Origin of the sequence: Pandoraea faecigallinarum (genome assembly GCF_001029105.3) — a bacterium.
GTDB classification, from domain to species: Bacteria; Pseudomonadota; Gammaproteobacteria; order Burkholderiales; family Burkholderiaceae; genus Pandoraea; species Pandoraea faecigallinarum.
Genome location: NZ_CP011807.3, coordinates 2,925,391 through 2,950,592 on the forward strand (window position 1 = coordinate 2,925,391; position 25,202 = coordinate 2,950,592).

Annotated in this window: 17 protein-coding genes; 8 read left to right on the forward strand and 9 right to left on the reverse strand. The window is 65.0% G+C overall.

All coding sequences use genetic code 11. The features are described from left to right. The first annotated feature begins 150 nt into the window (after nt 1-150). The 6 genes from argE (at nt 151) to AB870_RS12725 (ending at nt 7,067) form a co-directional block, all read left to right on the forward strand. A complete protein-coding gene (gene argE, locus AB870_RS12700) occupies nt 151-1,365 on the forward strand; it encodes an acetylornithine deacetylase (protein ID WP_047904996.1) in 1,215 nt (404 codons plus the stop codon). Nucleotides 1,366-1,643: 278 nt separating this feature from the next. Further along, nucleotides 1,644-2,930 carry an MFS transporter gene (locus AB870_RS12705; RefSeq protein WP_047904997.1) on the forward strand — a complete coding sequence of 429 codons (1,287 nt, stop codon included), beginning with the start codon at nt 1,644-1,646 and terminating at the stop codon, nt 2,928-2,930. Nucleotides 2,931-3,036: 106 nt separating this feature from the next. After that, nucleotides 3,037-4,065, forward strand: a complete 1,029-nt coding sequence (locus tag AB870_RS12710; RefSeq protein ID WP_047904998.1) for a threonine/serine dehydratase — start codon at nt 3,037-3,039, stop codon at nt 4,063-4,065. A 131-nt stretch (nt 4,066-4,196) separates the two neighbouring features. After that, nucleotides 4,197-5,222: an ornithine cyclodeaminase family protein gene (locus AB870_RS12715; protein WP_047904999.1), complete on the forward strand. Its 1,026-nt coding sequence runs from the start codon at nt 4,197-4,199 to the stop codon at nt 5,220-5,222. Nucleotides 5,223-5,370: 148 nt separating this feature from the next. Next, nucleotides 5,371-5,937, forward strand: a complete 567-nt coding sequence (locus AB870_RS12720) for a cysteine hydrolase family protein (RefSeq protein ID WP_047905000.1) — start codon at nt 5,371-5,373, stop codon at nt 5,935-5,937. A gap of 59 nt (nt 5,938-5,996) precedes the next feature. Beyond that, the gene (locus tag AB870_RS12725) at nt 5,997-7,067 is read left to right on the forward strand and encodes a GlxA family transcriptional regulator (protein ID WP_047905001.1); all 1,071 of its coding nucleotides are present in this window, start codon (nt 5,997-5,999) and stop codon (nt 7,065-7,067) included. Between the two features lie 107 nt (nt 7,068-7,174). On the opposite strand, the gene AB870_RS12730 is transcribed toward AB870_RS12725, so the two are convergent. Then, entirely contained in the window at nt 7,175-13,564 is a 6,390-nt protein-coding gene (locus AB870_RS12730) for a hypothetical protein (protein ID WP_047905002.1), read from the reverse strand. A gap of 355 nt (nt 13,565-13,919) precedes the next feature. Between AB870_RS12730 and serB the strand changes: the two genes are divergently transcribed. Beyond that, nucleotides 13,920-14,684: a phosphoserine phosphatase SerB gene (gene serB / locus AB870_RS12735; protein ID WP_084664151.1), complete on the forward strand. Its 765-nt coding sequence runs from the start codon at nt 13,920-13,922 to the stop codon at nt 14,682-14,684. Nucleotides 14,685-14,898: 214 nt separating this feature from the next. Here the strand turns inward: serB and AB870_RS12740 are convergent, their stop codons facing one another. From AB870_RS12740 to phaC, 8 genes are all read right to left on the reverse strand, one after another. Next, nucleotides 14,899-16,116 carry a cystathionine beta-lyase gene (locus AB870_RS12740; RefSeq protein ID WP_047905004.1) on the reverse strand — a complete coding sequence of 406 codons (1,218 nt, stop codon included), beginning with the start codon at nt 16,114-16,116 and terminating at the stop codon, nt 14,899-14,901. 53 nt (nt 16,117-16,169) lie between these two features. Then, nucleotides 16,170-17,351, reverse strand: coding sequence for a beta-ketothiolase BktB (gene bktB / locus AB870_RS12745; RefSeq protein WP_047905005.1), 1,182 nt, complete (start codon nt 17,349-17,351; stop codon nt 16,170-16,172). Nucleotides 17,352-17,439: 88 nt separating this feature from the next. Further along, entirely contained in the window at nt 17,440-18,402 is a 963-nt protein-coding gene (locus AB870_RS12750; protein WP_047905006.1) for a sugar kinase, read from the reverse strand. Beyond that, on the reverse strand, nt 18,402-19,769 hold the full coding sequence (rimO, locus tag AB870_RS12755) for a 30S ribosomal protein S12 methylthiotransferase RimO (protein WP_047905007.1): 1,368 nt from the start codon (nt 19,767-19,769) through the stop codon (nt 18,402-18,404). Before rimO ends, AB870_RS12750 begins: the two co-directional genes overlap by 1 nt. Before the next feature lie 235 nt (nt 19,770-20,004). Next, on the reverse strand, nt 20,005-20,592 hold the full coding sequence (phaR, locus tag AB870_RS12760) for a polyhydroxyalkanoate synthesis repressor PhaR (protein ID WP_044456077.1): 588 nt from the start codon (nt 20,590-20,592) through the stop codon (nt 20,005-20,007). Nucleotides 20,593-20,755: 163 nt separating this feature from the next. Continuing rightward, entirely contained in the window at nt 20,756-21,496 is a 741-nt protein-coding gene (locus AB870_RS12765) for a 3-ketoacyl-ACP reductase (protein ID WP_047905008.1), read from the reverse strand. 185 nt (nt 21,497-21,681) lie between these two features. Then, nucleotides 21,682-22,863 (reverse strand): acetyl-CoA C-acetyltransferase, encoded by a 1,182-nt coding sequence (locus AB870_RS12770; protein WP_047905009.1) that lies wholly within the window; start codon nt 22,861-22,863, stop codon nt 21,682-21,684. Between the two features lie 62 nt (nt 22,864-22,925). Beyond that, the gene (gene phaC, locus AB870_RS12775; protein ID WP_237169934.1) at nt 22,926-24,776 is read right to left on the reverse strand and encodes a class I poly(R)-hydroxyalkanoic acid synthase; all 1,851 of its coding nucleotides are present in this window, start codon (nt 24,774-24,776) and stop codon (nt 22,926-22,928) included. A gap of 234 nt (nt 24,777-25,010) precedes the next feature. Here phaC and AB870_RS12785 point away from each other — a divergent pair, with 234 nt between their 5' ends. Further along, the gene (locus AB870_RS12785; protein ID WP_047905010.1) at nt 25,011-25,193 is read left to right on the forward strand and encodes a hypothetical protein; all 183 of its coding nucleotides are present in this window, start codon (nt 25,011-25,013) and stop codon (nt 25,191-25,193) included. Nucleotides 25,194-25,202 lie beyond the last annotated feature (9 nt).

Here is a 25,202-nt window from a genome sequence, read left to right on the forward strand (position 1 = left end):
CGCCCGGCGTGCCTTTTCCCGTCAGGCAGGAATGGTTGTTCACACAACCTTTTACCTCTAAATTATTTTTGAGTAACATTTCCCAGTAGCAATACGTAATCGACGTAATTTACGTAAGAGACGTATGACTGGAGATTCCCGGAGATTCGAATGACAAGCGCTTCCCAAGCCATCGCCCCGCAGGCCACCAACGAGGCCCAGCCGGCATCGCTCGACTGGATCACGAAGCTGGTCAGCATCGACACCACCAGCCGTGAATCGAACCTCGGCCTGATCGAGACGGTGCGCGACAGCCTCAAAGACGCCGGCGTCGAACCGTGGCTGTCGTATGACGCCACCAAGCGCAAGGCCAACCTGTTCGTCACCCTGCCCGCCGCCGACGGCAACACGCAAGGCGGTATCGTCCTCTCGGGCCACACCGACGTGGTACCCGTCGACGGCCAGTCGTGGGACACCGATCCATTCAAGCCGGTCGTGCGCGACGGCAACCTGTACGGCCGCGGCACGTGCGACATGAAGGGTTTCATCGGCTCTGTCATGACGATGCTGCCGCAAATGCGCGACGCCAGGCTCAAGACGCCGTTCCATTTTGCATTTTCGTACGACGAAGAAATCGGCTGTGTCGGCGCGCCCGTAATGCTCGCAGAATTGCGTGAGCGCGGTATCCGCCCGGACGGCTGCATCGTCGGCGAGCCGACGAGCATGCGCGTGATCGTCGCGCACAAGGGCATCAACGCCTACCAGTGCTGCGTGCGCGGTCACGCGGCGCACTCGTCGCTCACGCCGAAGGGCTCGAACGCCATCGAATACGCCGCCCGTCTGATCTGCTACATCCGCGATCTGGCCGACCACTTCAAGCAGAACGGCCCGTTCGACGAACTGTTCGACGTGCCGTTCACCACGGCGCAAACGGGCACGATTTCGGGCGGTATCGCCCTGAACACGATTCCGGCGCTGTGCGAATTCGTCTTCGAGTATCGCAACCTGCCCGGCGTGGACGCCGAAGGCATCTTCCAGCGCATTCAGGAATACGCCGTGAACGAGCTGGTGCCGAAAATGCAGAAAGAGCACCCGAACGCCGGCATCGAGTTCAAGAAGATCGCCGCGGCCCCGGCGCTGGACGCTTCCGAACAGGACGCCATTACCCAGCTCGTGCGCGCCCTCACCAAGGACACCGACAAGCGCAAGGTCGCCTACGGCACCGAAGCCGGTCAGTTCCAGTTGGCGGGCGTGCCCTCGATCGTGTGTGGCCCGGGCAACATCGAACAGGCCCACAAGCCCAACGAATTCGTGTCGCTCGAACAGATCGCTCAGTGCGAGTCGTTCCTGCAAAAGCTGATTCGCAGCAACACCGTCGGCGCCTGATCGTGTCCGGCGCCCCGAAACGGTTCGGGCCGCAAGGACATCGAGGTCTCACCGGGCCGTATTCCGCCAGCCGGATGCGGCCCGTTGCCTTGGCAGACAAGGCAGCCGCGGCGTGCATGACCGGCCGGATACGGCTTGTCATAGGCGTGCGCCGTGCAACGCAACGTGCAGTACGCCTCACGTATTACGCAGTATCAGACGCCTGAACAAAGGCGCACAGGACACCCATCCGCAAGATAACAAGCACGTACGCCAGACAGGTTTCGGAGATCTCGCCCATGAGCGCAAGCGCAGCCCCCAACGCGACGGCACCGGCCGCCCGCACCTCCCCGCACGCATGGCGTGTGATCGTATCGGCCTCGATCGGTAACGCGCTCGAATGGTTCGATCTCGTCGTCTACGGCTTTTTCGCCGTGACGATCGCCAAGCTGTTTTTCCCGACCGGCAACGATACGGTCTCGCTGTTACTCACGCTCGGCACCTTCGGCGTGTCGTTCTTCATGCGTCCGCTGGGCGCAATCGTGATCGGCGCGTACGCCGACCGCGCCGGGCGCAAGGCCGCGCTCACGCTCTCGATCCTGCTGATGATGGTCGGCACGCTGCTCATCGCGATCATGCCGACGTATTCGGCCATCGGCGTGCTCGCACCGGTGGGCATCGTGATCGCCCGGATGGTGCAAGGCTTCTCGGCGGGCGGGGAATTCGGGAGTGCCACGGCATTTCTCGCCGAACACGCGCCGCAGCGTCGCGGGTTCTTCTCCAGTTGGCAGGTGGCCTCGCAAGGCCTCACCACGCTGCTGGCCGCCGGTTTCGGTGCCCTGCTGACCGGCAACCTTTCGGCCGAGGCGATGGCGTCGTGGGGCTGGCGCGTGCCGTTCTTCTTCGGTCTGCTGATCGGCCCGGTGGCCTACTACATTCGCCGTCGTCTGGACGAAACGCCCGAATTCCTCGACATCGAGCCCACGCAAAGCCCGTTGCGCGACACGTTCGCCAGTCAGAAGGAGCGCCTGCTGCTCGCCATCGGGGTGGTCGTGATGGCCACCGTCGCCACCTATCTCGTGCTTTACATGCCGACGTATGCCGTCAAGCAACTGGGCCTGCCGTCCTCGGCCGCATTCTCGGCCGTGCTGCTCACGGGGGTCGTGCAGTTGATCGTCGCGCCCATCGTCGGCCACTGGTCCGACACGCATGGCCGCATCAAACCGATGCTCACAGCCGCCGTGGCGCTGCTGGTACTGGTCTACCCGATGTTCCGCTTCCTCGATGCGAATCCGACATTCGGCTCGTTGATGGTGTTCCAGATCGTGCTGGGCCTGCTGATGACGACGTACTTCGGCGCGCTGCCCGCGTTGCTGACCGAACTGTTTCCGGTGCAGGTGCGCACGACCGGCCTCTCGCTCGGTTACAACGTCGCGGCGACCGTGTTCGGCGGCTTCGCACCGTTTATCATCACGTGGTTGATCGGTGCAACAGGCAACAAGCTTGCCCCGAGTTTCTACCTTATCTTCGCAGCGATCATCAGCATTGCCGCGCTGCTGCGCAGCCGCAAGCTCGGCCTGCGCTGAAATCGACAGATCGGAGATATGGGGGCATGACGCACGCGAATCCTGGCCGCGCGCCATGCCCGGCGCCCGAAGCGCCGCCTTTCATTCCTACGGAGACATAGTCCAAGTGACGCAATCGCCCCCCGACCTGCACGCCGAGACCATCGACGCGCAACCCGTTCCGACGAAGGACGCCATCGCTGCGCTGCACGAGACGCTCAAGCGTTACGCACGCAGGACGCCGGTCTTCACACGCAACGATTTTCCGACGCTCGGCAACACCGAGGTGACGTTCAAGTACGAACTGTTGCAGGCTTCGGGGACCTTCAAGGCACGAGGCGCCTTCTCGAATCTGCTCTCGCTCGACGACGCACAACGCAAGGCCGGTGTGACTTGCGTGTCCGCCGGCAACCACGCGGTTGCCGTCGCCTACGCGGCGCAGGCAATGGGCGTCGCCGCGAAAACCGTGATGCTCAAGACCGCAAGTCCCGCGCGCTCCTCGCTGTGCCGCGAGTACGGCGCCGACCTGATTCTGGCGGAGAACGTGCATGAGGCGTTCGAGATCGTCAACCGTGTGGAACAGGAAGAAGGCCGCTACTTCGTGCATCCGTTCAACGGCTATCGCACGATTCTGGGCACGGCCACGCTCGGCTACGAGTGGATCGAACAGGCCCCCGATCTCGACGCGGTCATTGTCCCCATTGGCGGCGGCGGTCTGATCGCCGGGGTCGCCACGGCGATCAAGCTGTTCGCCCCGCACGTGAAGGTGTACGGCGTCGAGCCGGCAGGCGCGGACGCGATGGCGCAGAGCTTTGCAAAGGGCGGCCCGATAAAGATGGGGCCGATGTCGGGCATCGCCGACAGCCTGATGGCCCCGCACACCGAGTTGTACGGCTACACACTGTGCCGTCGCCATATCGATGAACTCGTCACTGTCACCGACGACCAGATGCGCGCAGGCATGCTCACGCTATTCCGTGAGTTGAAGCTCGCCGTCGAGCCCGCCTGCGCGGCGGCCACCGCTGCGCTCATGGGGCCGCTGCGCGACAAGCTCATGGGCAAGCGCGTGGGCGCGCTGCTGTGCGGCACGAACACCGACACGGCCACGTTCAATCGTCACATCGAAGCTGCGCTCGCGGCCGAGGCGAACGGCTGAGGCGCGTACGGGCCGCATGGCACCCGCAGTACCCCACGCGGCCCGACGGCCGCGTCTTCGCTGGCGACTCGTGATTCACGAATGCGCCCTCACACGACCCCACGACCGCACGACATGTTCAAGGATTTCGTATGTCCCCCTCCGCTGCGTCTCCCTCCGTCCTCCTGCTCGATGCCGCCCAGATCGCAGCGCTGATGCCGGTCGGCGACGCGATTCCGGTCATGTCCGACATGTTCGGCGCGCTCGCACGCGAGCAGATCCACCTGCCGCTGCGTCAGATCATTCGCCCGCCCGACGCTCTCGGCGCAAAAGGCATGCTCGGCATGATGCCCGCCTTCCTCGCCGGCGCGGCCGGTGGTGTGTCCGTCTACGGCGCGAAGGTCGGCACGTTTTTCCCCGGCAACAGCGCACTGGGCAAAGACCCGCATCAGGGCTGCGTGTTGTTGATGAGCGGCGAGACGGGGGAGCTTCTCGCTGTCATGAACGCGGCGCAGATTACCGGCATTCGCACTGCGGCCGTGACGGGACTGGCGACGCGTCTGCTCGCCCGTCACGATGCCACGCGCCTCGCGTTGATCGGCGCGGGCCATCAGGCGCACTGGCATCTCGCGGCGCTGGCCGCGGTGCGCCCGCTGCAACATGTGCGTGTGGCAAGCCGCTCGCTGGCGACGGCACAGGCGTTCGTCGACAGGGAACAGCCTCGCTACGGATGCCGCCTCGAAGCCGTGACAAGCGTTGAAGCCGCCGTGCGCGACGCCGACGTGGTGGTGACGGTGACGAACTCGGCGGACCCGGTTCTCAAGGCGGAATGGATCGCGCCGGGCACCCATGTGAATCTGGTCGGCAGCAGCACGCCACGCCACCGCGAGGCGGACACGACGCTGATGGCGCAAGCGCAACTGTTCGTCGACCGGCGCGAATCGACCGTCAACGAATCGGGCGACTATCTGGCGGCCGCCGCCGAAGGCCGTATCGGCCCCGAGGACCTGCTTGCGGAACTCGGCGAACTCGTCATCCGTTCGCATCCGGGCCGCACCGACGCCGAGTCCGTCACCCTGTTCAAATCGCTCGGCATGGGCGCACAGGACGTGGCGCTCGCCGCAGCGCTATATCGGCGCGCGCAGCACGCCGGTACTGGGGTGCGCGCCGCCCTGTGACCCGCCCGGATGGCGGGCGGCGCCCCTTGACCAGTGCGATCGATCAATGTCCGAATCGGTCCGGTTCTGGTCGTCGAATGGGCTGTCGGGGCCGGGTTCGTGCTTGTAAGATGTCACCATCGTCACCCCACCCCACGGAGCCACTTTCATGTCACAGAACACGCCCTCCCAAACGTCGCGCACTGCCCTGCTCGTCATCGACGCTCAGGAATCGTTCCGTAAGCGTCCGTACTGGCGCGAGGACGACCTTTCCGTGTACTTCGAGCGCCAGCAGGCGCTGATCGACGGTGCAGTTGCGCGCGGCGTGCCGATCGTGCAGATCTTTCACATCGCCTCCGGCGCGTTCTCGCGCGACTCGGGCTTCGTACGCACGCTCGAAGAACTGCGCATCACCCCCGATTTCACGGTGGACAAGGTCAAGCACAGCGCTCTGGCGGGCTCGACGCTCGGCGCCTGGCTGGTTGAGCACGGCATCACGCGCCTGATCGTCTCGGGGATCCGGACAGAACAGTGCTGCGAGACGACGGCCCGTGCGGCGTCGGATGCCGGTTACGCCGTCGATTTCGTGACGGAAGCCACACTGACGTTTCCGATGCAGCACCCGCGCACCGGACGCGAACTGTCGAGCGCCGAACTCAAGGAGCGCACGGAAACCGTGCTGGTCGGGCGCTTCGCGCGCATCGTGACGGTTGAGGAAGCGCTCGCGGCGGTGTAACGTTCCATCTCTCATCCGTCCGAATTTGTCCGCTCACTCGTGCTGAAGGTGTGCCCGCGATGCCACGGCTGCAACCCGTCTATCTCCTTGTCATGCCGGACTCGCTGCTGCTCGACGTCGCCGCGCCGGCCGAAGCCCTGCGCATGGCCAATCATCAGCAGGACGAGGTGCGCTTCGAGCTGCGTTACGTCGGCACGCAGCGATCGGTCGCCACGTCGATCGGCCTGCGCGTGTCGCCGCTCGACGTGTTGCCCGAACACGTGCCCGACGACGCCTGGCTGGTCGTGACGGGCACCGTCGAGAGGCCGCTGCCGGTCCAGCGGGTCGGCGAGGATGAGGAGGACGAGGAGGACAATGAGGACGATGAAGACGGCGGGTACAGCAGACACAGCCAACGCAGCAAACATGACGCGCAGGCCGGCCGCCACGACGCTGAAGCTCTCGCCATCGCGTGGCTTCGGCGTGTCGTACGGCCGACGCAGCAGTTGGCCTGTATCTGCACGGGTGCGCTGTTGGCCGCGCGCGCGGGATTGCTCGACTCGCTGGCCTGCACCACGCATCACGGCAGTTGCGGGGTGCTACGCGCGCTCGCCCCCGGCGCGCGCGTGGCCGACAACCGGCTGTATGTCCGCGATGGCAACGTCTGGACGAGCGCCGGTGTGACGACGGGGCTGGACCTGATGCTCACGCTCATCGCCGATGCGACGAGTCCGTTGTGCGCGGCCGCCGTCGCGCGCCAGATGGTCGTCTACGCACGACGTGCCGGCGCCGACCCGCAACTCTCCCCATGGCTCGACGGCCGTAACCATCTACACCCCGCCGTGCATCGCGTGCAGGACGCCATTGCCGCCGCCCCTGCCAACGACTGGACGCTCGCCGCAATGGCGGACATCGCCTGCACGAGCGAGCGCCACGTGACACGCCTGTTTCGCGAGCATGCGGGGGTCGCCCCGATCGATTATCTGCATCGTCTGCGCATCGCACTGGCTCGTGAGATGCTCGGCAATACGCGTCTCGATCTCGAACACATCGCGCAACGTGCGGGCTTCGGATCGAGCCGTCATCTGCGTCGCGTGTGGCACAAGTTCGACGCGTTGCCACCGAGCCGGGCGCGCACCGCCGGCGTCTGACGCCGAACTCGCCGGCGCGCCCGGCGACACGCCATCACCGTGGCCGATCCGGCGCGAGGCGAAAAATTGCGACGACCGGACGCCGCTGGAGCAACACCGGTGGCGCTTTAGCGTAGCAATGGCGATTCGGATGTATCCGTTGCGTTCGTGGTCCGCCAGCCGGGCGGGTGCAGAAGTACGCCGCCTGCCCCGAAGTCTCCGGCAAGGGCGCCGGGCACGAGCGCGAACCCCTGCGCGGCATACAGCGCGTCGTCGACCGTATCGAAGTCGAAGTACTTCACGCATCGCGCGCCGCAGTGCCTGACGTACAAGCCGCGCCAATGGACTTCACTTGCAACGACAGTGCCATTCGTTCGCGCCGCGACCTCGCCTAGCGTCTGCCCGACGAAAAGATCGGCCGCGAGACGTTCGACGTGCCCGCTCGTGACCCACGCGGGCGGTGCCCGCCCCGTCAAGGCGAGCGATAGTTGCGGCCTGAACTGCTCCGCCGAAGCCCAGATGGCGATCACGCGATAGCGCACGTCTGTGACACCGTTGGCGGCAAAGACGCCGCCGAGCGACGTGAGCAGGTTGGCCGTGGCGTCATCCACGCGCAGAACGCGGGCGCCGGTACGCTCGGCATGCATCGCCATGATGCCCGGCTGCGCGAGCAGCGTGTCGAGGAAGACCGATGCATCGATTTCGCCGGGTTCGAGCGCCTCGGGCGCCGGCTCCGCGAAAACGTTCGGCGTGTCGCTCTGTACCCATAGCCGCATCGCCGCCCCCTGGCGGCGCCAGACACGTTCGCGCGCCGACCACTCGAAACCGCCTTCGCCACGAGCGATGTCGAATGCCTCCAGCCTGAAACGCGGTTCGCTGCCGGTGCCCACGTTGCTTGCCACGGCGACACGCCCGTGGCCGAGGCTGAGCATGTCGTCGTAACCGCGCGAAGGGTCGCTGCCGTCGGCCACGCGCCGAGACAGGATGCGACACCCGCGAGGCACGTTTCGCAGAACGTCCGCTCCGTGCAGTTCGACCAACTGCGGGGCACCGCCTTGCCGCGCGCGAAATGCGCCAACGCCCGGCACCTCGCGCCAGATCGCGGCCGTCGCCGCCCCGAACTTCCCGTCGTGCAACTCGATGCCGGCGCCAAGCATGGCGGCGGCGAAATCCGCATTGCCAATGCCCGACTCGATCAGACTCGCGATGTCGCCCCGCACGCGGTCGACGATACGCCATTGATGCACGTGGTCAACGAAGGCGGCGACGAAGTCCGTCGCTTCTCGCGTGGGATCTGCCGGGTCCTCGTCCGGCGTGTTGGGCGCGTTTTCACCCATCGGACCCTCGCCCGGGTACGGCATGACGCCAGCGGGTGTCGTGCGCCGGACCGGCTGCGACAGCGTCGCGGAGAACACGTCGTGCGCAAATTCCCGGATCGCCGTTCCGATGTCGTAAGCCAACCCCATCGCCGGTGCGGTTTGCGGGCCTGCGACCGGTTCGTTCAGGTAAAGAACTTCGGACGGCGCCGGACGGTGCGCTCGGGTCACGTTGCGCAGGGTCTCGGCCAGTGACCGTGCGTGTGCGCCGGGCAATGCGAGCGCAGCGCGGCACGTCAGTTCGACAACTCCTGCCCAGGCGGTGCGGTCCTGTTCATCCAGTCCATCCCCCTCGCGCCGCGGCATTGCTCGAACGATCCGATCACGCAGGTCGTCGATGAGCCGCTCCATGCCGGCGTCGCGCTCCGGCGCACCCAGCGAGACCCGCAGTTCCCGATGCGCGACGTCCGGCAAGCGATGGGCTTCGTCATGCGCCATTGCAAACGCCCGTAGCCGCGCCCGGTCATCGCTGGCGCGCGGCACGGGTTCGACGTCCAGCGCGATAGCCTCCCCCGTCATCAGCGAGAGCAACAACCGGCACTCGCCATGGCGCAGTCCGAGCACCCCGGGCAGCGGTAACCCGTTCACGGCGACAGGCCGAAATCCCGCCTCGGTACGCAACGTCTCCAGAATCAACGCACGGTGGCGTGGCGGCAGATGCGGCAAATGCCACAGCAGCAAGCCGCGACGCGCACGCACGACCACCTCCGTCAACGCGCGTCGGAAGGCCGGCGTCTGCCAATGGGCGCCGATGTCCATCGCCGACGCGTGCTGTGGAGCGAATGCGCGTACGACGCGCGAGCCGGCATCTACGGAAGGTGCCGGAGCCGCAGTCGAAGCCGCGGTCGAAGTCGAAGTCGAAGTCGAAGTCGAAGCCGAAGCCGAAGTTGAAGCCGAAGAAGACGCCGACGGTATTGTGCTCTCGCGCATGCGCTGCGGCGTATGGCCGGATATATGGCGTCCTTCCCGGACATACCACGCGTCGACCAGCGTGCCCCAGTCGTCCTGCGCGCGCTTGGTGCGCGCGCTCGGGATCGCATGACGCCCCCTGGGCCTCGGCAGCCACGGCTCGCCATCCCGGGACGACTCCGGCAGTGCGTGCCGATCCTGAGTCCCCTCCGGCGCAAGGGTGGACGTCGACACCGGCGTGAGCGCCGGCAGGCCCGGCCATCTGGCGGCCGAGCCCGGCATGTTGCGCCACCATTGCGGCAATCGGTCGACGAACGCCTCGACATACATCAGGCCTTCGATGGGGCCGAACCGGAAGCGCTCGTTACTGAACGTGATGCCCTTGGGATCGAAGCGCTCGACGCCGCGCGTTGGCAGGATCGACGCATGTTTCGCGCTCGCCAGCGTGTCGTTGACGCCGATTCCCAGCAGCTTCCCATGTCCGCTCGTCAACCCGGCGAAGAACATCGTGCCGTCGGGCTCGGTGAACGCGAAACCATAGCCCTCCGGCAAATCGTTCAACTGAGCGACGGACGTGACCTGCATGCGCCCGGCGCCCAGGAATGCATCGACATGCCGCTCGCCGTCGCGCATCGGCACCGTCTCCTCGCCGTCGGTCGAAATACGCCAATAGCCCTTGAGCATGCTGATCGACTGCCACACGTGCAAGGCGCTCACGCTCTCGCCCTCGGTTTGACCGGCCGGCTGCGTCGGGGGCGCCTCCGGTTGTTGCTTGCCCGCTTTCGGATGCCCTTTTCGTTTCGCCCCCTGCGCGCGTCCTTCATCCTTTGGCTCGCTTTTCACCATCCGGCGAACTTGCTCGGCAAATGCCCTGCGCCGTTGGGCAGCCGTCGGCCACGCCTCCATGAAGTGTTCCAGCGTCTGTGAGACGTTGGGCGCACGCCCCAACCCGTTGAGAACCCACTCGGCGGCGGTATCCAGCGCACCAAGATTCGGGATACGAAGTAGCGCGGCAATCGACTCGGCCAATGACATCTCCCGGTGGATACGCCGAAGTTCGTCCACTTCGGCGCGCGTCGCACGGTGCGAAAGTTCGGATAGCTCGGCGACGTGGGGCCCGATCTCGTACGCCATCGACATGACGAACCCCGCCCGTCCGAGGCCCTTGAATGCGGCGATCAACGCCGGACCGGCGAGCTTCAGACCGTCGTAGACGATGTGCCGGACGCTGCTCGCGCGACGCTCGTCGCGCCACGCCTGCGAAACGATCAGGAAATCGCGCTCTTGCGCCGCTCTGCGAAGCTGGGCATACCACAGTTCGAGTTCGAGCGACGCACAGGCGGCGAACTTGAACGACGGGTTGAGCGAAACCTCCGCGTACAAGGCGTCGACGCCCCCCTTGTACGGTTCGGGCTCGCGGCGTCTGAGCGTCGCGCCGCAGGCCCGATTGCTCTGCACGGACGTCGAAGCGATCCGGTACTTGAAGAGATCCCAGCGCAGCGGACTCTCGGCCGCCTGACGCTGCCGGGTGGACAGGTGAGACCGCATGAACTCCCGAAAGGCGTCCGTCGCCTCCACTTCGGGACGCCAGTGAAACTCGGTGCCGTGCTTGACGGAAATCAGCAGCGCGGACTTGTCTTCCAACGACGGCACCGCCACCAGCCCCGGCAGCACTTCGTCTTCGAACGTGACGGCACGAACCACGCCATGGCCGATGCGGAACAACTGACGCTGACCGATAGCCTGATGTCCCGGGTGCCCCGGGTGCCCCAACCGGCTGGGAATGCTGCCCGGCGGCAACGCACGCTCGGGCGATGCAGACGTATGCTGAATCAGCACCCCGGTAAATACCTCCCGCACGTAATGAATGTACGCATCTCTGTGATCGGCCGACTTCGCCATCCGCTCCAGTTGCTGACTGTCATGGTCGATCAGTGCGGTGCGAAACACATCGTTGTCCACGGCACTCAGCAACTTCTGCGCGGCATCGTCGAGCGCGCGAACCGACTCGACCTGCTTGGAGCCGAGGAAGATGCTGAACTCCTTCAGAAAGTGGTGCCCCAACGCGATGTCGAACGTCGTGAAATGCGTCGTGGTTTTTTCGCCCGCGCTGAAACTGAAGCGTTCGGTCTCGGTGGAGCGTCCCCATTCGTCGTAGGCCACTTCCACGGTCGCATTCCAGGGCTGCTCGGTGCTGCGTTTGAAGCCCGCTCCCGGATAGAGCTTTCGCAGCACCACGCCCATCTCCTTGGCGATCGTTACCTGAATCTCCTTGCGGTATTTTTCAATCGACGCCGCGGAAAACTCGATCGCGTCCGTCGACTTGATCACGCGAAGCATCTGATCCAGCGTCGCGATATCCTCGTCTTCGGAAACCAGTTGCGGCACCTGATGCACGGCCGGTTCATGATGTCTGGGGCGCAACTCCAACGCCGCCGCCCCTGGCGGCCCCAGCGCGGCCATGTCGTCGCGATACCCGCGCCGGTCGCCGGCGAGGCGGCCGTACAGCATTTTGGCCGTCACTGTGACGGCCGTGGCAATTGCGCCGCCACCGATCCATCGTCTGTTCCATTTGCCAAGCAGCACCGCGCTCAACGAAACGGAGGCGGTTTTCGATACCACCTCATCGACCATCGGACCGAGCAGCCCTTGCGCGGGTGACATGGCGTCGAACCGTGCATCGCCTGCGGTCGTTGCCATGCCCTTGCCCCACGTCATGGGGGACGATGCCACCGGTGCGCGCTGCAAGCGCTGTATGACGAAATCGCGCGGCCAGTCGTGTACGACTCCCTTGCCGAACGCGGCGACGGGAGAATCGCCGGGCATCGTCAATCGGCGCGGGGCGCTCGCCAGGGCTTGCGCGTCAAGCAGCTCGACCTCCTCGCGCCAATGGTCCCGACGGCGCTGCGCGAAGGCCTCCTGAACCACGTTGGTCCACAAGTTGCCGACATTCATCCCGTACGCCAGATGAACCGCTGCCTCAAGGGCCGTCACCCAGCCGGGCGTGTCGTAACGAAGCAGGGGATGGCGACGCTCGCGCGATTTCCTCTGGAAATCCGGCCAATCGATGCGCGATATCACGTCCGACGGTGTGACGCTTTGCGACACGCCGTCGAGCCGGCGATTGAGCAGCGCCGCCACATCGAAGGCGTCCGCCTCGGCAACATGCGTGCCCAGCTTCGATACGAGTTGCCGCAAGGCTGTTGCTGTGAGCGACGGAACAAGCAATGCATAGGCCGAGAGATGCTGCGCGCGTTGCAGCGCCAGCGCGTCGTGCTCGGTGGGACGCGCCGCGCACAGACGCACCAGCGCCGCCGCTTCCAGCGTGCCCGCAGCCAACGCCCCGGCCATTGGTCCGAACGTCTGCCAGGCGCCTGCGTGATGCGCCAGTTCGGTGGACGCCGCCAACGGTTCACCGACGCCAGCAGTCGCGGCCGAATGCAGCGCGTCCGGCGCGAAGCGATACGCGAGGCCGACCGCCAGTCCCGCCGCACCGGCCAACAGCGGTACGCAGCGACGGGCGACCTCGCCCAGCGCGACCGGCGTCACCGGCAAGAACTCCGGCTGGTTGCCCGCGAGATGCCTGTCCCATGCGGCCACGGCGAAGTCGGGATCGTCGACCACCAGTTGCGAGAGCAGGCCGGGAAGTTGCGAGAGTTGCAACACATCGACGGACGTTTCGCCCGGCGCCAGCACGGCCGTCAGCACGGCCTGCCATAGCCCGTTGTAGTACGCGCCGAGGGGTGCCCAATGGAGCGTTGCGTTGCCGACAACACCGAACCGGCCGTCAACGTAGGCGATCTCGGGCAGCGGGTCTGCGCGCACTGCAAAACCGGCCTTCGCCATGAGCGCCGCAAGGTCAAGAAGCCCGGCCTGCGTCTGCATGTTCAAGGGTTCCCCTGACGCTGCCGTGCGCTCTGCCGCCCCGTCGCGCCGGTCCAGCAACCGATACGCGAGCGCACACGACACCGGCCCCCAGCGATCGTGCGGCAGAGACACCAGCGCATGAACGACGCGCGCGCGCCAATCTTTGTCCGCCAGCGCTTCGGGAACGAGTGTCCGGACCGGAGCGGCCTGCGGCGAAGCGTCGGCACTGACGCTCGCCTCGGCCTGCTGCGCAGGCGTTCGCTCGAACGGCATGCGCGGTGAATCGCCATGGGGCGCCACCGGATCGGACGACGTCGCCGCGCGACTCGTTGTCCAGTCACGCCCCGTCGGAGGAAAGATCTGCATGTGGACTCCCGACATTGACATGAGGTATCGACTCCCTGCGCCCAGATACTCATGCCGACGTCAACGCCGTCGAGTTCACATATCGCTCAAATCGAGTGAATTGGGAAAACCGCTTCGGCGTTTGCAACCCTGTAAAATGCGGTTCCATTCGCACGCGATGCGCCGCGCCCGGGCGGTCTCCGAGCGGTATTGCGCAGTCGCACATTTATCATTCCAGATGGCTCATGACCTCGTCATATTGGGACCTCACGCTCCCACAGGCCCCGCTTCGGGTTCGGCAACGCAATCGGCAGACGCACGCCTGTGCGTGCCGCAAGCAGCGATTCGGGCTTTGGTGCCGAACGGTGCCATCGAGATGTCGCAGGGCGTTGCGCGCGTGCGCGGCGTCGTCGATACGCCCGCCCTGCGCGCCGCCATGGAGGTGTTTGGGCAAGTGCACGGCGTCGACGCCGTGCTGGTCGACAGCGCACGCCGGCTGACCGATTTCAAGCTCGTGGCGATGGACATGGACTCGACGTTGATCACCATCGAGTGCATCGACGAAATCGCGGATTACTGCGGTTTGAAAGCGGAAGTCTCGGCCATCACCGAAGCCGCCATGCGTGGCGAGATCAAGGACTTCAACGAAAGTCTGACGCGTCGCGTTGCGCTGCTCAAGGGACTCGACGCCAGCGCGTTGGAAAAGGTCTACGAGACGCGTCTGCAACTCTCGCCCGGGGCGCAGACGATGCTGCGCGGCGTTCAGGCGCTCGGCATTCGCACGTTGCTGGTATCCGGTGGTTTCACGTTTTTCACGGAGCGGCTGAAGACACGCCTGAATCTGGATGTGACGCGCGCGAACACGCTGGAAATCGTCGACGGAAAACTGACCGGCCGCGTGCTGGGCGAGATCGTCAACGCCGAGGTGAAAGCGCGCACCGTTGCGGAAGTCGCCGCGCAATTCGGCGCAACGCCGGCCCAGGCCATCGTCATGGGAGACGGATCGAACGATCTTCAGATGATGGCCATCGCTGGCCTGTCGGTGGCCTTTCGCGCCAAACCGGTGGTCCGCGAGAAGGCGTCGGTCGCGTTCAATTACGCCGGACTGGACGGCGTGCTGTCGCTGTTCGCGAAGGACTGACTCAGGCTCTGGCATCAGCGTTCCGGCCCCCTTCGCTCGAACCGGGAAGCGCGGAACGAAAACAGTCACTTGTCCAGCCCCTTGTCAGCCTTGTCCGCTCGGCTCGCATCGTTGCACGCCGGGAGGACCACGCCACCACGCCACCGCGCCCCATGCTCGCCGAACGGTTCGGCGGGCACGGAAGCGCGCGGCGCTTGCGCTGCCGTTTGCGGGCTCAGACCGTCAGGTGCGCCTTGAGGCTGGCTTCGATGTCGGCTCTCAGATCGCGCACGTCTTCCAGCCCCACGTAGAAGCGCACGAGCGCGCCTTTGTGCGGCCAGGGCGTGGCCGTGCGCATCGACGGTACACGATACGGCACGACCAGACTGTGCGCGCCACCCCAGCTGAACCCGATCTTGAACAGGCGCAGCGCTTCGATGAACGCGTCGACCTGTGCCTGCGTATAGCGCTCGTCGAACACGACGGAAAACAAGCCGCCCGCGCCTGTGAAATCGCGTCGAAAATTCTGATGCCCGGGGCAATCGTCGAACGCCGGGTGCAACACCGCCGCGATTTCATGGCGCGTTCCCAGCCAGGTCGCCAGCGTCATCGCCGCGCGGTCGTGCGCTTCGAATCGCAACTGCATGTTCGGGAGGCTGCGCAGCACCAGACTGCAATCGTCGGCCGATACACCCACGCCCATGCGCATGCGCGCCTGCTTCAGACGATGGTGAATGTCGTCGTCGATGGTGACCACGCCGCCCATCAGAACGTCGCTGCCGCCCGACTGGTACTTGGTCAGCGCCTGCACCGAAATGTCGACGCCATGATCGAACGGACGGAATGCCAGGCCGGCGGAGTACGTGTTATCGATGGCGGTGAGTACACCCCGCGCTCGCGCCACCCGGGCAATGGCCGGAACGTCGGGCACTTCCATCGTGACCGAACCCGGCGCTTCGAGCCAGATCAGCTTCGTATTGGGCTGAATCAACGCGCCGATGCCTTCACCGATCATCGGGTCGTAGTAACGCACCGTGATGCCCCACGACTGCGCGAGCCAATCGCCATGTTCGCGATTCGGGCCATAGGCGTTATCGGGAATCAGGACATCGTCGCCGCTCTTGACGAGGCCGAAGTAGACGTTGGAGATGGCCGCGAGTCCCGAGGGGAACAGCAGGCAGTGCCTGCCGCCTTCGAGCGCGGCCAGACGGCGCATCAACTCCATCGAGGTCGGCGTCGCATGCAGCCCGTAGCGCCACTGACTGTCGTTCTTCCAGTCGAGGGCACGCATGGCCGCCAGATCGGGGAAGATCACCGTCGACGCCCGCGCCACCGGTACCGGCATTGCGGAGAAGCCGGCGGGCAATTGTGTGTCGGTGTGCAGAATATTGGTTTGCCAGTGCCAGCCGTTGGCTTCCGGCTTGTCGAGGGGCTTGCGGTTGTCTTGCGTCATCACGGCTCCGGAAAGGCTCGGGCCGGCAACACCGCCGGCCCCCGGGGAGTAACTTACACGCGCTCGAACACGGCCGCAATGCCCTGACCGCCGCCGATACACATGGTCACGAGCGCGTAACGGCCCCCGATGCGCTGCAACTCGTGCAGTGCCTTGACCGTGATGAGCGCGCCCGTCGCACCGATCGGATGGCCGAGCGAAATTCCCGAGCCGTTCGGGTTCACCCTGGCGGGGTCGAAACCGAGATCGCGCGTGACGGCACAGGCCTGCGCGGCGAACGCTTCGTTGGCTTCCACGACGTCGATGTCGCCGACCTGAAGACCTGCGCGCTCCAGCGCCTTGCGCGACGCCGGGACCGGACCGATGCCCATGTAGTTCGGATCCACGCCGGCGTGTGCGTAGCTCACCAGACGTGCGAGCGGCCTGGCCCCGCGGCGCTCGGCCTCGGCACGCTCCATCAGGACGAGCGCGGCGGCGGCGTCGTTCAGGCCCGAAGCATTGCCGGCCGTCACGGTGCCGTCTTTTTCGAACACCGGGCGCAGTTTCGCCATGTCTTCGAGACTGACTTCGGCGCGCACGTGCTCGTCGATCGTAAAGGCGGCGTCGCCCTTCTTCGTCTTCACCGTGACCGGCACGATCTGCTCGTTGAAGTAGCCTGCGGCCATCGCACGGGCGGCGCGCTGGTGCGATTCCACGGCGAGACGATCCTGATCGTCGCGGGTAATGCCCCACTTCTTCGCGATGTTCTCGGCCGTCACCCCCATGTGGATGTTGGCGAACGGATCGTGCAACGCGCCGAGCATCATGTCGACGAGCCGCGATTCGCCCATGCGAGTGCCCCAGCGCGCGCCGGGCATCACGTACGGCGCGCGGCTCATGCTCTCGGCACCGCCCGCCAGCGCGACCTCGGTGTCGCCCAGCAGAATCGATTGTGCCGCCGAGACCACCGCTTGCAGGCCGGAGCCGCACAGACGGTTCACCGTCATGGCGGGCGCATGCTGGCTCACGCCGGCCTCGATGGAGGCCACGCGTGCCAGATACATGTCTTTGGGTTCGGTATGGATGACGTTGCCGAACACGACGTGTCCGACGTCCTCGCCGCCGACGTGCGCACGGGCCATGGCCTCACGGGCGACGATAGCGCCGAGCTGCGTCGGTGCAAAATCCTTCAGGCTGCCGCCAAAATCACCGATCGCGGTACGGACTCCACTGACGATCACGACCTCTCGTTGCATGTCTCTTCTCCGGGTGGATATAGGTTTGCAACGAGTATAGCGCCCTGGGGGTTACCGCGATGGCAGGCGCATTGGAGGGAAACTTCGGTCAGCTCGCCAGTTGCCGCAACACCTGCTCCGCGCGCGGCACCGGGGCGACCGCGCCGTAGCCGGTGGTCGACAACGCCGCGCATACGTTCGCATACCGGGCTGCCGCGAACGGATCGTCGCCCAGCGCCAGACGCGCCACGAAGGCGCCGCCAAAGCAGTCGCCCGCGCCGGTCGCGTCGAGCGCCTGCACCGGATACGGCGCGACGATGCGGCGTTCCTCGGGCGTGGCGACGTAGCATCCTTCCCGTCCCAGCTTGAGCGCCACGACCTTCACCCCGTGGGAGAGCAATTCGTCCAGAATCGCATCGCGATCTTCGAGGCCGGTGACCGCCGTGACATCGTCCCAGCTCGGCAGGCACACGTCGGTCAGGCCGAACGCTTCGCGCATCGTGGCGCGCGCACGGGCGAGCGGCCACAGTTTGAGACGCAGATTGGTGTCGAACGACACCTTGCCACCCGCCGCGCGGATCTTCGACATCGCGTCGAACGCGGCGTCGCAGGCATTCACGCTGATCGCGAGACTAATGCCCGAGAGGTGCAGGAACTGTGCACCGGCCAACGCTTCGCGCGGCAGATCCTGAGCGCGATACCGGCTGGCCGCGGAACCGGCGCGCAGGTAATCGAAGTGGTGTCCGTTCGCGTCGTGCGACACGAAATAGACGCCGGTCGGCGCCTGCGAGTCGACCCGGACGAACTGCGTGTCGACATTCTCGTCGCGCCACAGATCGAGCAGCATGCGGCCGAACAGATCGTCGCCGACCGCGCTTACGAACCCCGTACGCACGCCCTGCCGGCTGGCCGCGATCGCGAAGTTGGAGGTGTCGCCGCCAAAGCCTTGCAGATACCGGCGGGCGTCGTCGGGCGACTGGTTGAATTCGACCATCGCCTCACCCATGGCGAGAACCTGCGGAGCCCGGGGGGCTTGCAGCGCTTGCGCAGCCTTCAAATCCGCCTGCGTCATCAGACCACCTCACCCCAAAGATCGTGACCGTCGGCACCCGTCACCTCGACGTTGACGAACTCGCCGACCTTCAAACGCCTGGCCGCCTTAGGCGTCGGCTCGATGTACACGAGGCCGTCGATTTCCGGTGCGTCGGCGGCCGAGCGGGCAATGCCGCCGTCCTGATTGATTTCGTCGACGATAACCTGAATCGTCTTGCCGACCTTGCGCTGCTGGCGCTCGGCCGAAATTTCCTCAGCCACTTCCATGAAACGCGCGCGGCGCGCTTCACGTACGTCGTCCGGCAGCGCGCCCGGCAATTCGTTGGCACGCGCGCCCTCCACCGGCGAATAGGCGAAGCAGCCCACGCGGTCCAGTTCGGCTTCGCGAAGGAAATCCAGCAGGTATTCGAATTCGGCTTCCGTCTCCCCCGGGAAGCCGGCGATGAACGTGCTGCGGATTGTCAGGTCCGGGCACATCCTGCGCCACGCCTGAATGCGCTCGAGATTCTTCTCGCCCGAGGCCGGGCGCTTCATGCGCTTGAGCACGTCGGGGTGCGCGTGTTGCAGCGGCACGTCGAGGTACGGAAGGATGTGGCCTTGTGCCATCAACGGAATGATCTCGTCGACGTGCGGGTACGGATAGACGTAGTGCAAACGCACCCACGCCCCGTACTGCCTGGCCAGTTCGCCCAGCGCCGTGACGAGTTCGGTCATGCGGGTCTTGAGCGGACGACCGGCCCAGAAGCCGGTGCGGTACTTCACGTCCACGCCGTACGCGCTGGTGTCCTGCGAGATCACCAGCAACTCCTTGACGCCCGCCTTGAACAGGTTCTCGGCTTCAAGCATCACTTCCGCGACCGGACGCGAATCGAGATCGCCACGCATCGACGGAATGATGCAGAACGTGCAGCGGTGGTTGCAACCTTCGGAAATCTTCAGATATGCGTAGTGACGCGGCGTGAGCTTGATGCCGGCCGCAGGCACGAGGTCGGTGAACGGATCGTGCGGCTTGGGCAGGTGCGTATGCACCGCGCTCATCACTTCGCCCACGGCGTGCGGCCCGGTGACAGCCAGCACCTTCGGGTGAACGGCGCTCACGATGTCCTGACCGGCGGCATCTTTCTTCGCCCCCAGACAGCCGGTGACGATGACCTTGCCGTTTTCGGCGAGGGCTTCGCCGATGGCGTCGAGACTTTCCTGAACGGCATCGTCGATGAAGCCGCAGGTGTTGACCACGACGAGGTCGGCGCCGTCATAGGTACCGGCGATGTCATACCCTTCGGCACGGAGTTGGGTCAGGATCTGCTCGGAGTCGACCAAAGCCTTGGGGCAGCCGAGCGAAACGAAGCCGACCTTGGGGGTGCCGGCGGGCGATGGGCGGGACATGGGGCGAAATCCTGATCTAGTCAATACGTGTAACGATCGGCCGGCAAGGTGTCGCGACGGCACACAGGCCCCGTGACCCAATTGGCCACAAGACTTTGTATTACGTCACCCTCCGGCGAGTAACCGCGCATTTTACCCTGATCGCCTTCGGTTCGTTCCAACAATTGCGCCGGACTGCGCGGCGTGCGCCCCATGGCACACCGCAGCGTCCTGGATGGCTGCCGGATCGGCCCGCTCAGGGCTTCTTGTTCGGGTCGCGGCCCGGGGCGCCGGGTGCTCCCGGCCCACCGGGGAACGGGAACGTGCTGAACATGTTCTTCGCCTGGCTCTGCATCTGCTCCTGCATCTGCACGAACAGGTTCTTCGACTGCTCGATGTAGTTGGTCATCATGCCCTGCATCATCGGCGCCTGCATGTTCATGAATTGCGCCCAGACGTCCGGGTTGAAGGCGGCGCCCTCATAGATGCCCTTGGACTGATCGGCCAGCTTGTTCTGAATCTCGATGAAGGTCTGGATGTTCTTCTCGAGGTACGTGCCCATCATCCCTTGCAGCGCGTGGCCGTAGAAGCGGATGATCTGGGCGAGCATGGCGCTCGAGAACATCGGCACACCGCCGGTCTCTTCTTCCAGAATGATTTGCAGCAGAATGCTGCGGGTCAGGTCCTCGCCCGTCTTGGCGTCGACGACCTTGAACTCCTCGGTCTCGAGCACCAGTTGCTTCACATCGGCAAGGGTGATGTACGTACTGGTCTGGGTATCGTACAGACGCCGGTTCGGATACTTTTTGATCAGGCGTTCGTCAGTCTTCTTGCTCGCGGTCATGCGGTGGGTTTCCTGCGTTTTTTGAAGGACTACCCCGACCGGCGGTCGGGGTTAATCACATATTATCGATTCTAGGGCGTTTGCTGCTATGCGGCAAAGCCCTAACCCGCAACGGAGCGCCGTGCTTCGCATGGGCCCGCACCGGCACCCGCCCCGTCACCGCTTAGCCCATATGCAGGCCGCCGTTGAGCGAGAAGTCGGCACCTGTGGCGAAACCGGAGTCGTCCGACGCCAGCCATGCCACGATCGAGCCGATTTCGCCCGGCTCGCCCAGACGCTTGACCGGAATCGTCGCCACGATCTTGTCGAGCACGTCCTGACGGATCGAGCGAACCATGTCCGTGCCGATGTAGCCCGGCGACACGGTATTGACCGTCACGCCCTTGGTCGCCACTTCCTGCGCCAGCGACATCGTGAAGCCGTGAATGCCGGCCTTCGCCGTTGCGTAGTTGGTCTGGCCGAACTGGCCCTTCTGACCGTTGACCGACGAAATGTTGATGATGCGGCCGAAACCCCGCTCGCACATGCCCTCGATCACCTGCTTCGTGACATTGAAAAGGCTGGTGAGGTTGGTGTCGATGACGGCATCCCAGTCCTCGCGGGTCATCTTGCGGAAAACGACGTCGCGCGTGATACCGGCGTTATTCACCAGCACGTCGATTTCGCCGACCTCGGCCTTGACCTTGTCGAACGCCGCCTTGGTCGAATCCCAGTCGCCGACGTTGCCTTCCGATGCGATGAAATCGAAACCCAACGCCTTCTGGTCTTCCAGCCACTTCACGCGGCGTGGCGAATTCGGACCGCAGCCCGCCACCACCTTGAAGCCGTCTTTGTACAGCCGCTGGCAAATGGACGTACCGATACCGCCCATTCCGCCTGTCACATATGCAATGCGTTGAGTCATGGAACGCTTCCCCCAAAATAACGGCAAACTTGCCGCCTGTTGCGACTGCCAATTGACCGACGCGCAGGCCGCGCGTTCCCGCGCGAGCCTTTCGTCTCCTGACTACTTCAGCGTGAGCCCGTGCGCGTTGCACCCACGGGCGACACCGATTCTTCTGCGGTTCTGATGACCAACGCGAACGGGCGTCAGACGCGCTCGACCGCCAGCGCCACACCCATGCCGCCACCGATACACAGCGACGCCAGACCGCGACGGGCGTCGCGACGTGCCATTTCATGCAGCAGCGTGACGAGAATACGGCAGCCCGATGCACCGATCGGGTGACCGATGGCGATAGCGCCGCCGTTCACGTTGATCTTCGACGTATCCCAGCCCATTTGCTTGTTCACGGCGAGCGCCTGTGCCGCGAACGCTTCGTTGATTTCCATCAGGTCGAGATCGCTCGCCTTCCAGCCCGCGCGCGACAGGCAACGCTGCGAGGCCGGCACCGGGCCAATGCCCATGACCGACGGATCGACACCGGCATTTGCGTACGACACGATGCGCGCAAGCGGCGTGAGGCCCAACTGCTCCGCACGCTTGGCCGACATCACGACCACGGCAGCGGCCCCGTCGTTGATGCCCGCCGCGTTGGCCGCCGTCACGGTGCCATCCTTCGAGAAGGCCGGCTTGAGGCCCGCCAGCGATTCGGCCGTCACGCCATGACGCACGAATTCGTCGGTCTTGAAGACGACCGGGTCGCCCTTGCGCTGCGGGATCGAGACCGGCACGATTTCATCGTCGAAACGGCCGGCCTTTTGCGCTGCTTCGGCCTTGTTCTGCGACGCTGCAGCAAAGGCGTCCTGCATTTCGCGAGTAATGCCAAACTCCTTGGCGACGTTCTCGGCCGTGATCCCCATGTGGTACTGGTTATAGACGTCCCACAGACCATCGACGATCATCGTGTCGATGAGCTTGGCGTCGCCCATGCGGAAGCCGTCACGCGAGCCCGGCAGCACGTGCGGCGCGGCGCTCATGTTCTCCTGACCACCCGCCACGACGATGTCGGCATCGCCCGCGGTAATCGCATTGGCGGCGAGCATCACGGCCTTCAGGCCAGAGCCGCACACCTTGTTGATCGTCATGGCGGGCACCATCGCCGGCAGGCCGGCCTTGATCGATGCCTGACGTGCCACGTTCTGTCCCGAACCGGCGGTCAGCACCTGCCCCATGATGACCTCGCTGACGTCCTCGCCCTTGAGCCTGGCACGCTTGAGCACTTCGTCGATGACGATCGCGCCCAGATCCGGCGCCGCCACCTTGGCCAGCGAGCCGCCAAATTTACCGACTGCCGTACGGGCAGCCGACACAATCACGATATCCGTCATGTCTCATTCCTCTTTTTTCAATGGGTTCGAACCAGGGGGATGCCCGTCGCCGCACGTTACGCTCAGGCTTTCGCCTTCACATAGCGGCCGGGCGCCGGTTCAATGGGGGCATAAGCAACATTACCATACGCCTTTTGCGCTTTAACGCGTTTTCCGGCGTAGCGCGCGAGCCATTCGCTCCAATCGGTCCACCAACTGCCCGGATGCTCGGTGGCACCGGCCAGCCAATCGTTCGCGTCTACGCCGACGTCATCGTTACGCCAATAGCTGCGCTTTTTCTTTGCGGGCGGGTTGACCACCCCCGCGATATGGCCCGACGCGCCCAGCACGAAGCGACGCTCGCCGCCCAGCAACGGCAGCGAACGAAACGCCGACGTCCACGGCACGATGTGGTCTTCGTGCGAACCGAACACGTAAGCGGGCGCGTCGATGGCTCCGAGGTCCACAGGCACGCCGCAGGTCTGGATCGCCCCGGGCTGCTTCAGTTCGTTCTGCAAATAGAGATGGCGCAGATACCAGCAGAACATGGGGCCGGGCAAATTGGTCCCGTCACCGTTCCAGTACAGCAGGTCGAAGGGTTGCGGGGCATTGCCCTTCAGATAGCTGTCGACCACATAGTTCCAGACCAGATCGTTCGGGCGCAGAAACGAGAACGTGTTGGCCAGTTCCACGCCGCGCATCAGGCCCGGCGGCTGACCGAGGCCGCCGCCGATCGTCTGTTCGCGGAATTGCACGTGCGGCTCGTCGACAAAGACGTCGAGCACGCCGGTATCCGAGAAGTCGAGCAGCGTTGTGAGCAACGTCACGCTCGCGACCGGCGATTTTCGGCCCGTTTGCCCCCTGGCGGCAAGCACGGCCAATGCCGCGGCGAGCAACGTGCCGCCGACGCAAAAACCGAGCACGTTGATCTGCGACTGGCCACTGATGTCGCGCACTACGTCGATAGCGGTCACCGGCCCTTCGCCCACATAGTCGTCCCACGTCTTATGCGCGAGCGTCATGTCCGGATTGCGCCACGAGACGACGAACACGGTGTGGCCCTGCTCCACGGCATAGCGGATCAGCGAATTCTCGGGCTGAAGATCGAGGATGTAGTACTTGTTGATGCACGGCGGCACGACCAGCAACGGACGCTGATGCACCGTCGGCGTGAGCGCCTTGTACTGGATGAGCTGGATCAGGTCGTTCTCGAAGACGACGGCGCCTTCGGTCGTCGCGACGTTGCGCCCCACTTCGAAGGCGGCCTCGTCGGTCTGCGACACCTTGCCCTTGCCCATGTCGACGAGCAGATGCTGCATGCCCGCGAGCAGGCTGTCGCCATGCGTCTGCACGAGACGCTGCTGCACGTCCGGATTGGTGGCGATGAAGTTGGCGGGCGAACTTGCCGCGACCCATTGCTCGACGGCGAAACGAATGCGTTCACGTGTCTTCGCATCGGCGTCGACCAGTTCGGCCATGCGCATCAGAAAACGGCCATTGAGCAGATAGAGCGCCGCGGGCAGCGCGTAGAACGGATTGCGCCAGCCTTCCCCGGCAAAGCGCCGGTCGCCCAGCTCCGGGGCCGTGTCGAGACCGGGCTGATGGAAACGGGCGACGAGTTCGGAAAATTCTCGGGCGTAATCGGACTGAAGCTCGTTCAGCCGTGCCGGATCGACATGCAGCGACGTCGGGTGCGGCAGTGCACCGGCCTTGCCGAAGCGCTCGAAAAGCGCTGCGAACGAGTTCGTGGCAGGCGCCGCACCACCGGCAGCAAGGGATGAAGGGCCGGCAGCCCCCGGCAAAGCGCCGAACATCTGTTGGGCGGCCTTGAACCACTGCGACATGTCCTGAGCGGAGAGCGAAGCGGAGGGAAACTGCTGGGCAAACGAGGCGGCAAACGAGGCCGGATCGAAGTTGGCACTGGCGCGATTCATGGTAGCCTGAGTGTCACATCCGTTGCGTTCGGGGCCGGCGCCCGGAACGCGGCGGCATGCTTCGCTTCATGAGCGACGCGCCCCGCCTGTGAAGCATTCTTGCGTGCGCGCGCAGGCGTGTCAATCTTTGCGGCGAACGGCTCCGGTGCGCGGCCCTCGCATTGTCCCGCACCGGTCGGCATTGTCCCGTTTACCGGTGTCATTCCATCTCCATTCCCGAACGCGCTTGTCCCGATGCTCATCATCCTTCTCGGCTGGCTCTACGTCATCGCGATGATCGCCATCACCGCACCATCCGTGTGGCTGGGCATCGCGATCTTTCTGCTCGGCGGCATCGGTCCGGCGTTACTCATCCTGTACATCGCGGGAAGCCGCGCGCGGCGCGCACGCACGCTGCGACGCGATGACGCAGATTGAACGCTTGCG

Excerpts from the sequence above, each read along its gene's own strand:
- argE (WP_047904996.1), top strand. The coding sequence starts at position 151 with ATGACAAGCGCTTCCCAAGCCATCGCCCCGCAGGCCACCAACGAGGCC.
- AB870_RS12705 (WP_047904997.1), top strand. The coding sequence starts at position 1,644 with ATGAGCGCAAGCGCAGCCCCCAACGCGACGGCACCGGCCGCCCGCACC.
- AB870_RS12715 (WP_047904999.1), top strand. The coding sequence starts at position 4,197 with ATGTCCCCCTCCGCTGCGTCTCCCTCCGTCCTCCTGCTCGATGCCGCC.
- AB870_RS12720 (WP_047905000.1), top strand. The coding sequence starts at position 5,371 with ATGTCACAGAACACGCCCTCCCAAACGTCGCGCACTGCCCTGCTCGTC.
- AB870_RS12725 (WP_047905001.1), top strand. The coding sequence starts at position 5,997 with ATGCCACGGCTGCAACCCGTCTATCTCCTTGTCATGCCGGACTCGCTG.
- AB870_RS12730 (WP_047905002.1), bottom strand. The coding sequence starts at position 13,564 with ATGCAGATCTTTCCTCCGACGGGGCGTGACTGGACAACGAGTCGCGCG.
- serB (WP_084664151.1), top strand. The coding sequence starts at position 13,920 with ATGTCGCAGGGCGTTGCGCGCGTGCGCGGCGTCGTCGATACGCCCGCC.
- AB870_RS12740 (WP_047905004.1), bottom strand. The coding sequence starts at position 16,116 with ATGACGCAAGACAACCGCAAGCCCCTCGACAAGCCGGAAGCCAACGGC.
- bktB (WP_047905005.1), bottom strand. The coding sequence starts at position 17,351 with ATGCAACGAGAGGTCGTGATCGTCAGTGGAGTCCGTACCGCGATCGGT.
- AB870_RS12750 (WP_047905006.1), bottom strand. The coding sequence starts at position 18,402 with ATGACGCAGGCGGATTTGAAGGCTGCGCAAGCGCTGCAAGCCCCCCGG.
- rimO (WP_047905007.1), bottom strand. The coding sequence starts at position 19,769 with ATGTCCCGCCCATCGCCCGCCGGCACCCCCAAGGTCGGCTTCGTTTCG.
- phaR (WP_044456077.1), bottom strand. The coding sequence starts at position 20,592 with ATGACCGCGAGCAAGAAGACTGACGAACGCCTGATCAAAAAGTATCCG.
- AB870_RS12765 (WP_047905008.1), bottom strand. The coding sequence starts at position 21,496 with ATGACTCAACGCATTGCATATGTGACAGGCGGAATGGGCGGTATCGGT.
- AB870_RS12770 (WP_047905009.1), bottom strand. The coding sequence starts at position 22,863 with ATGACGGATATCGTGATTGTGTCGGCTGCCCGTACGGCAGTCGGTAAA.
- phaC (WP_237169934.1), bottom strand. The coding sequence starts at position 24,776 with ATGAATCGCGCCAGTGCCAACTTCGATCCGGCCTCGTTTGCCGCCTCG.
- AB870_RS12785 (WP_047905010.1), top strand. The coding sequence starts at position 25,011 with ATGCTCATCATCCTTCTCGGCTGGCTCTACGTCATCGCGATGATCGCC.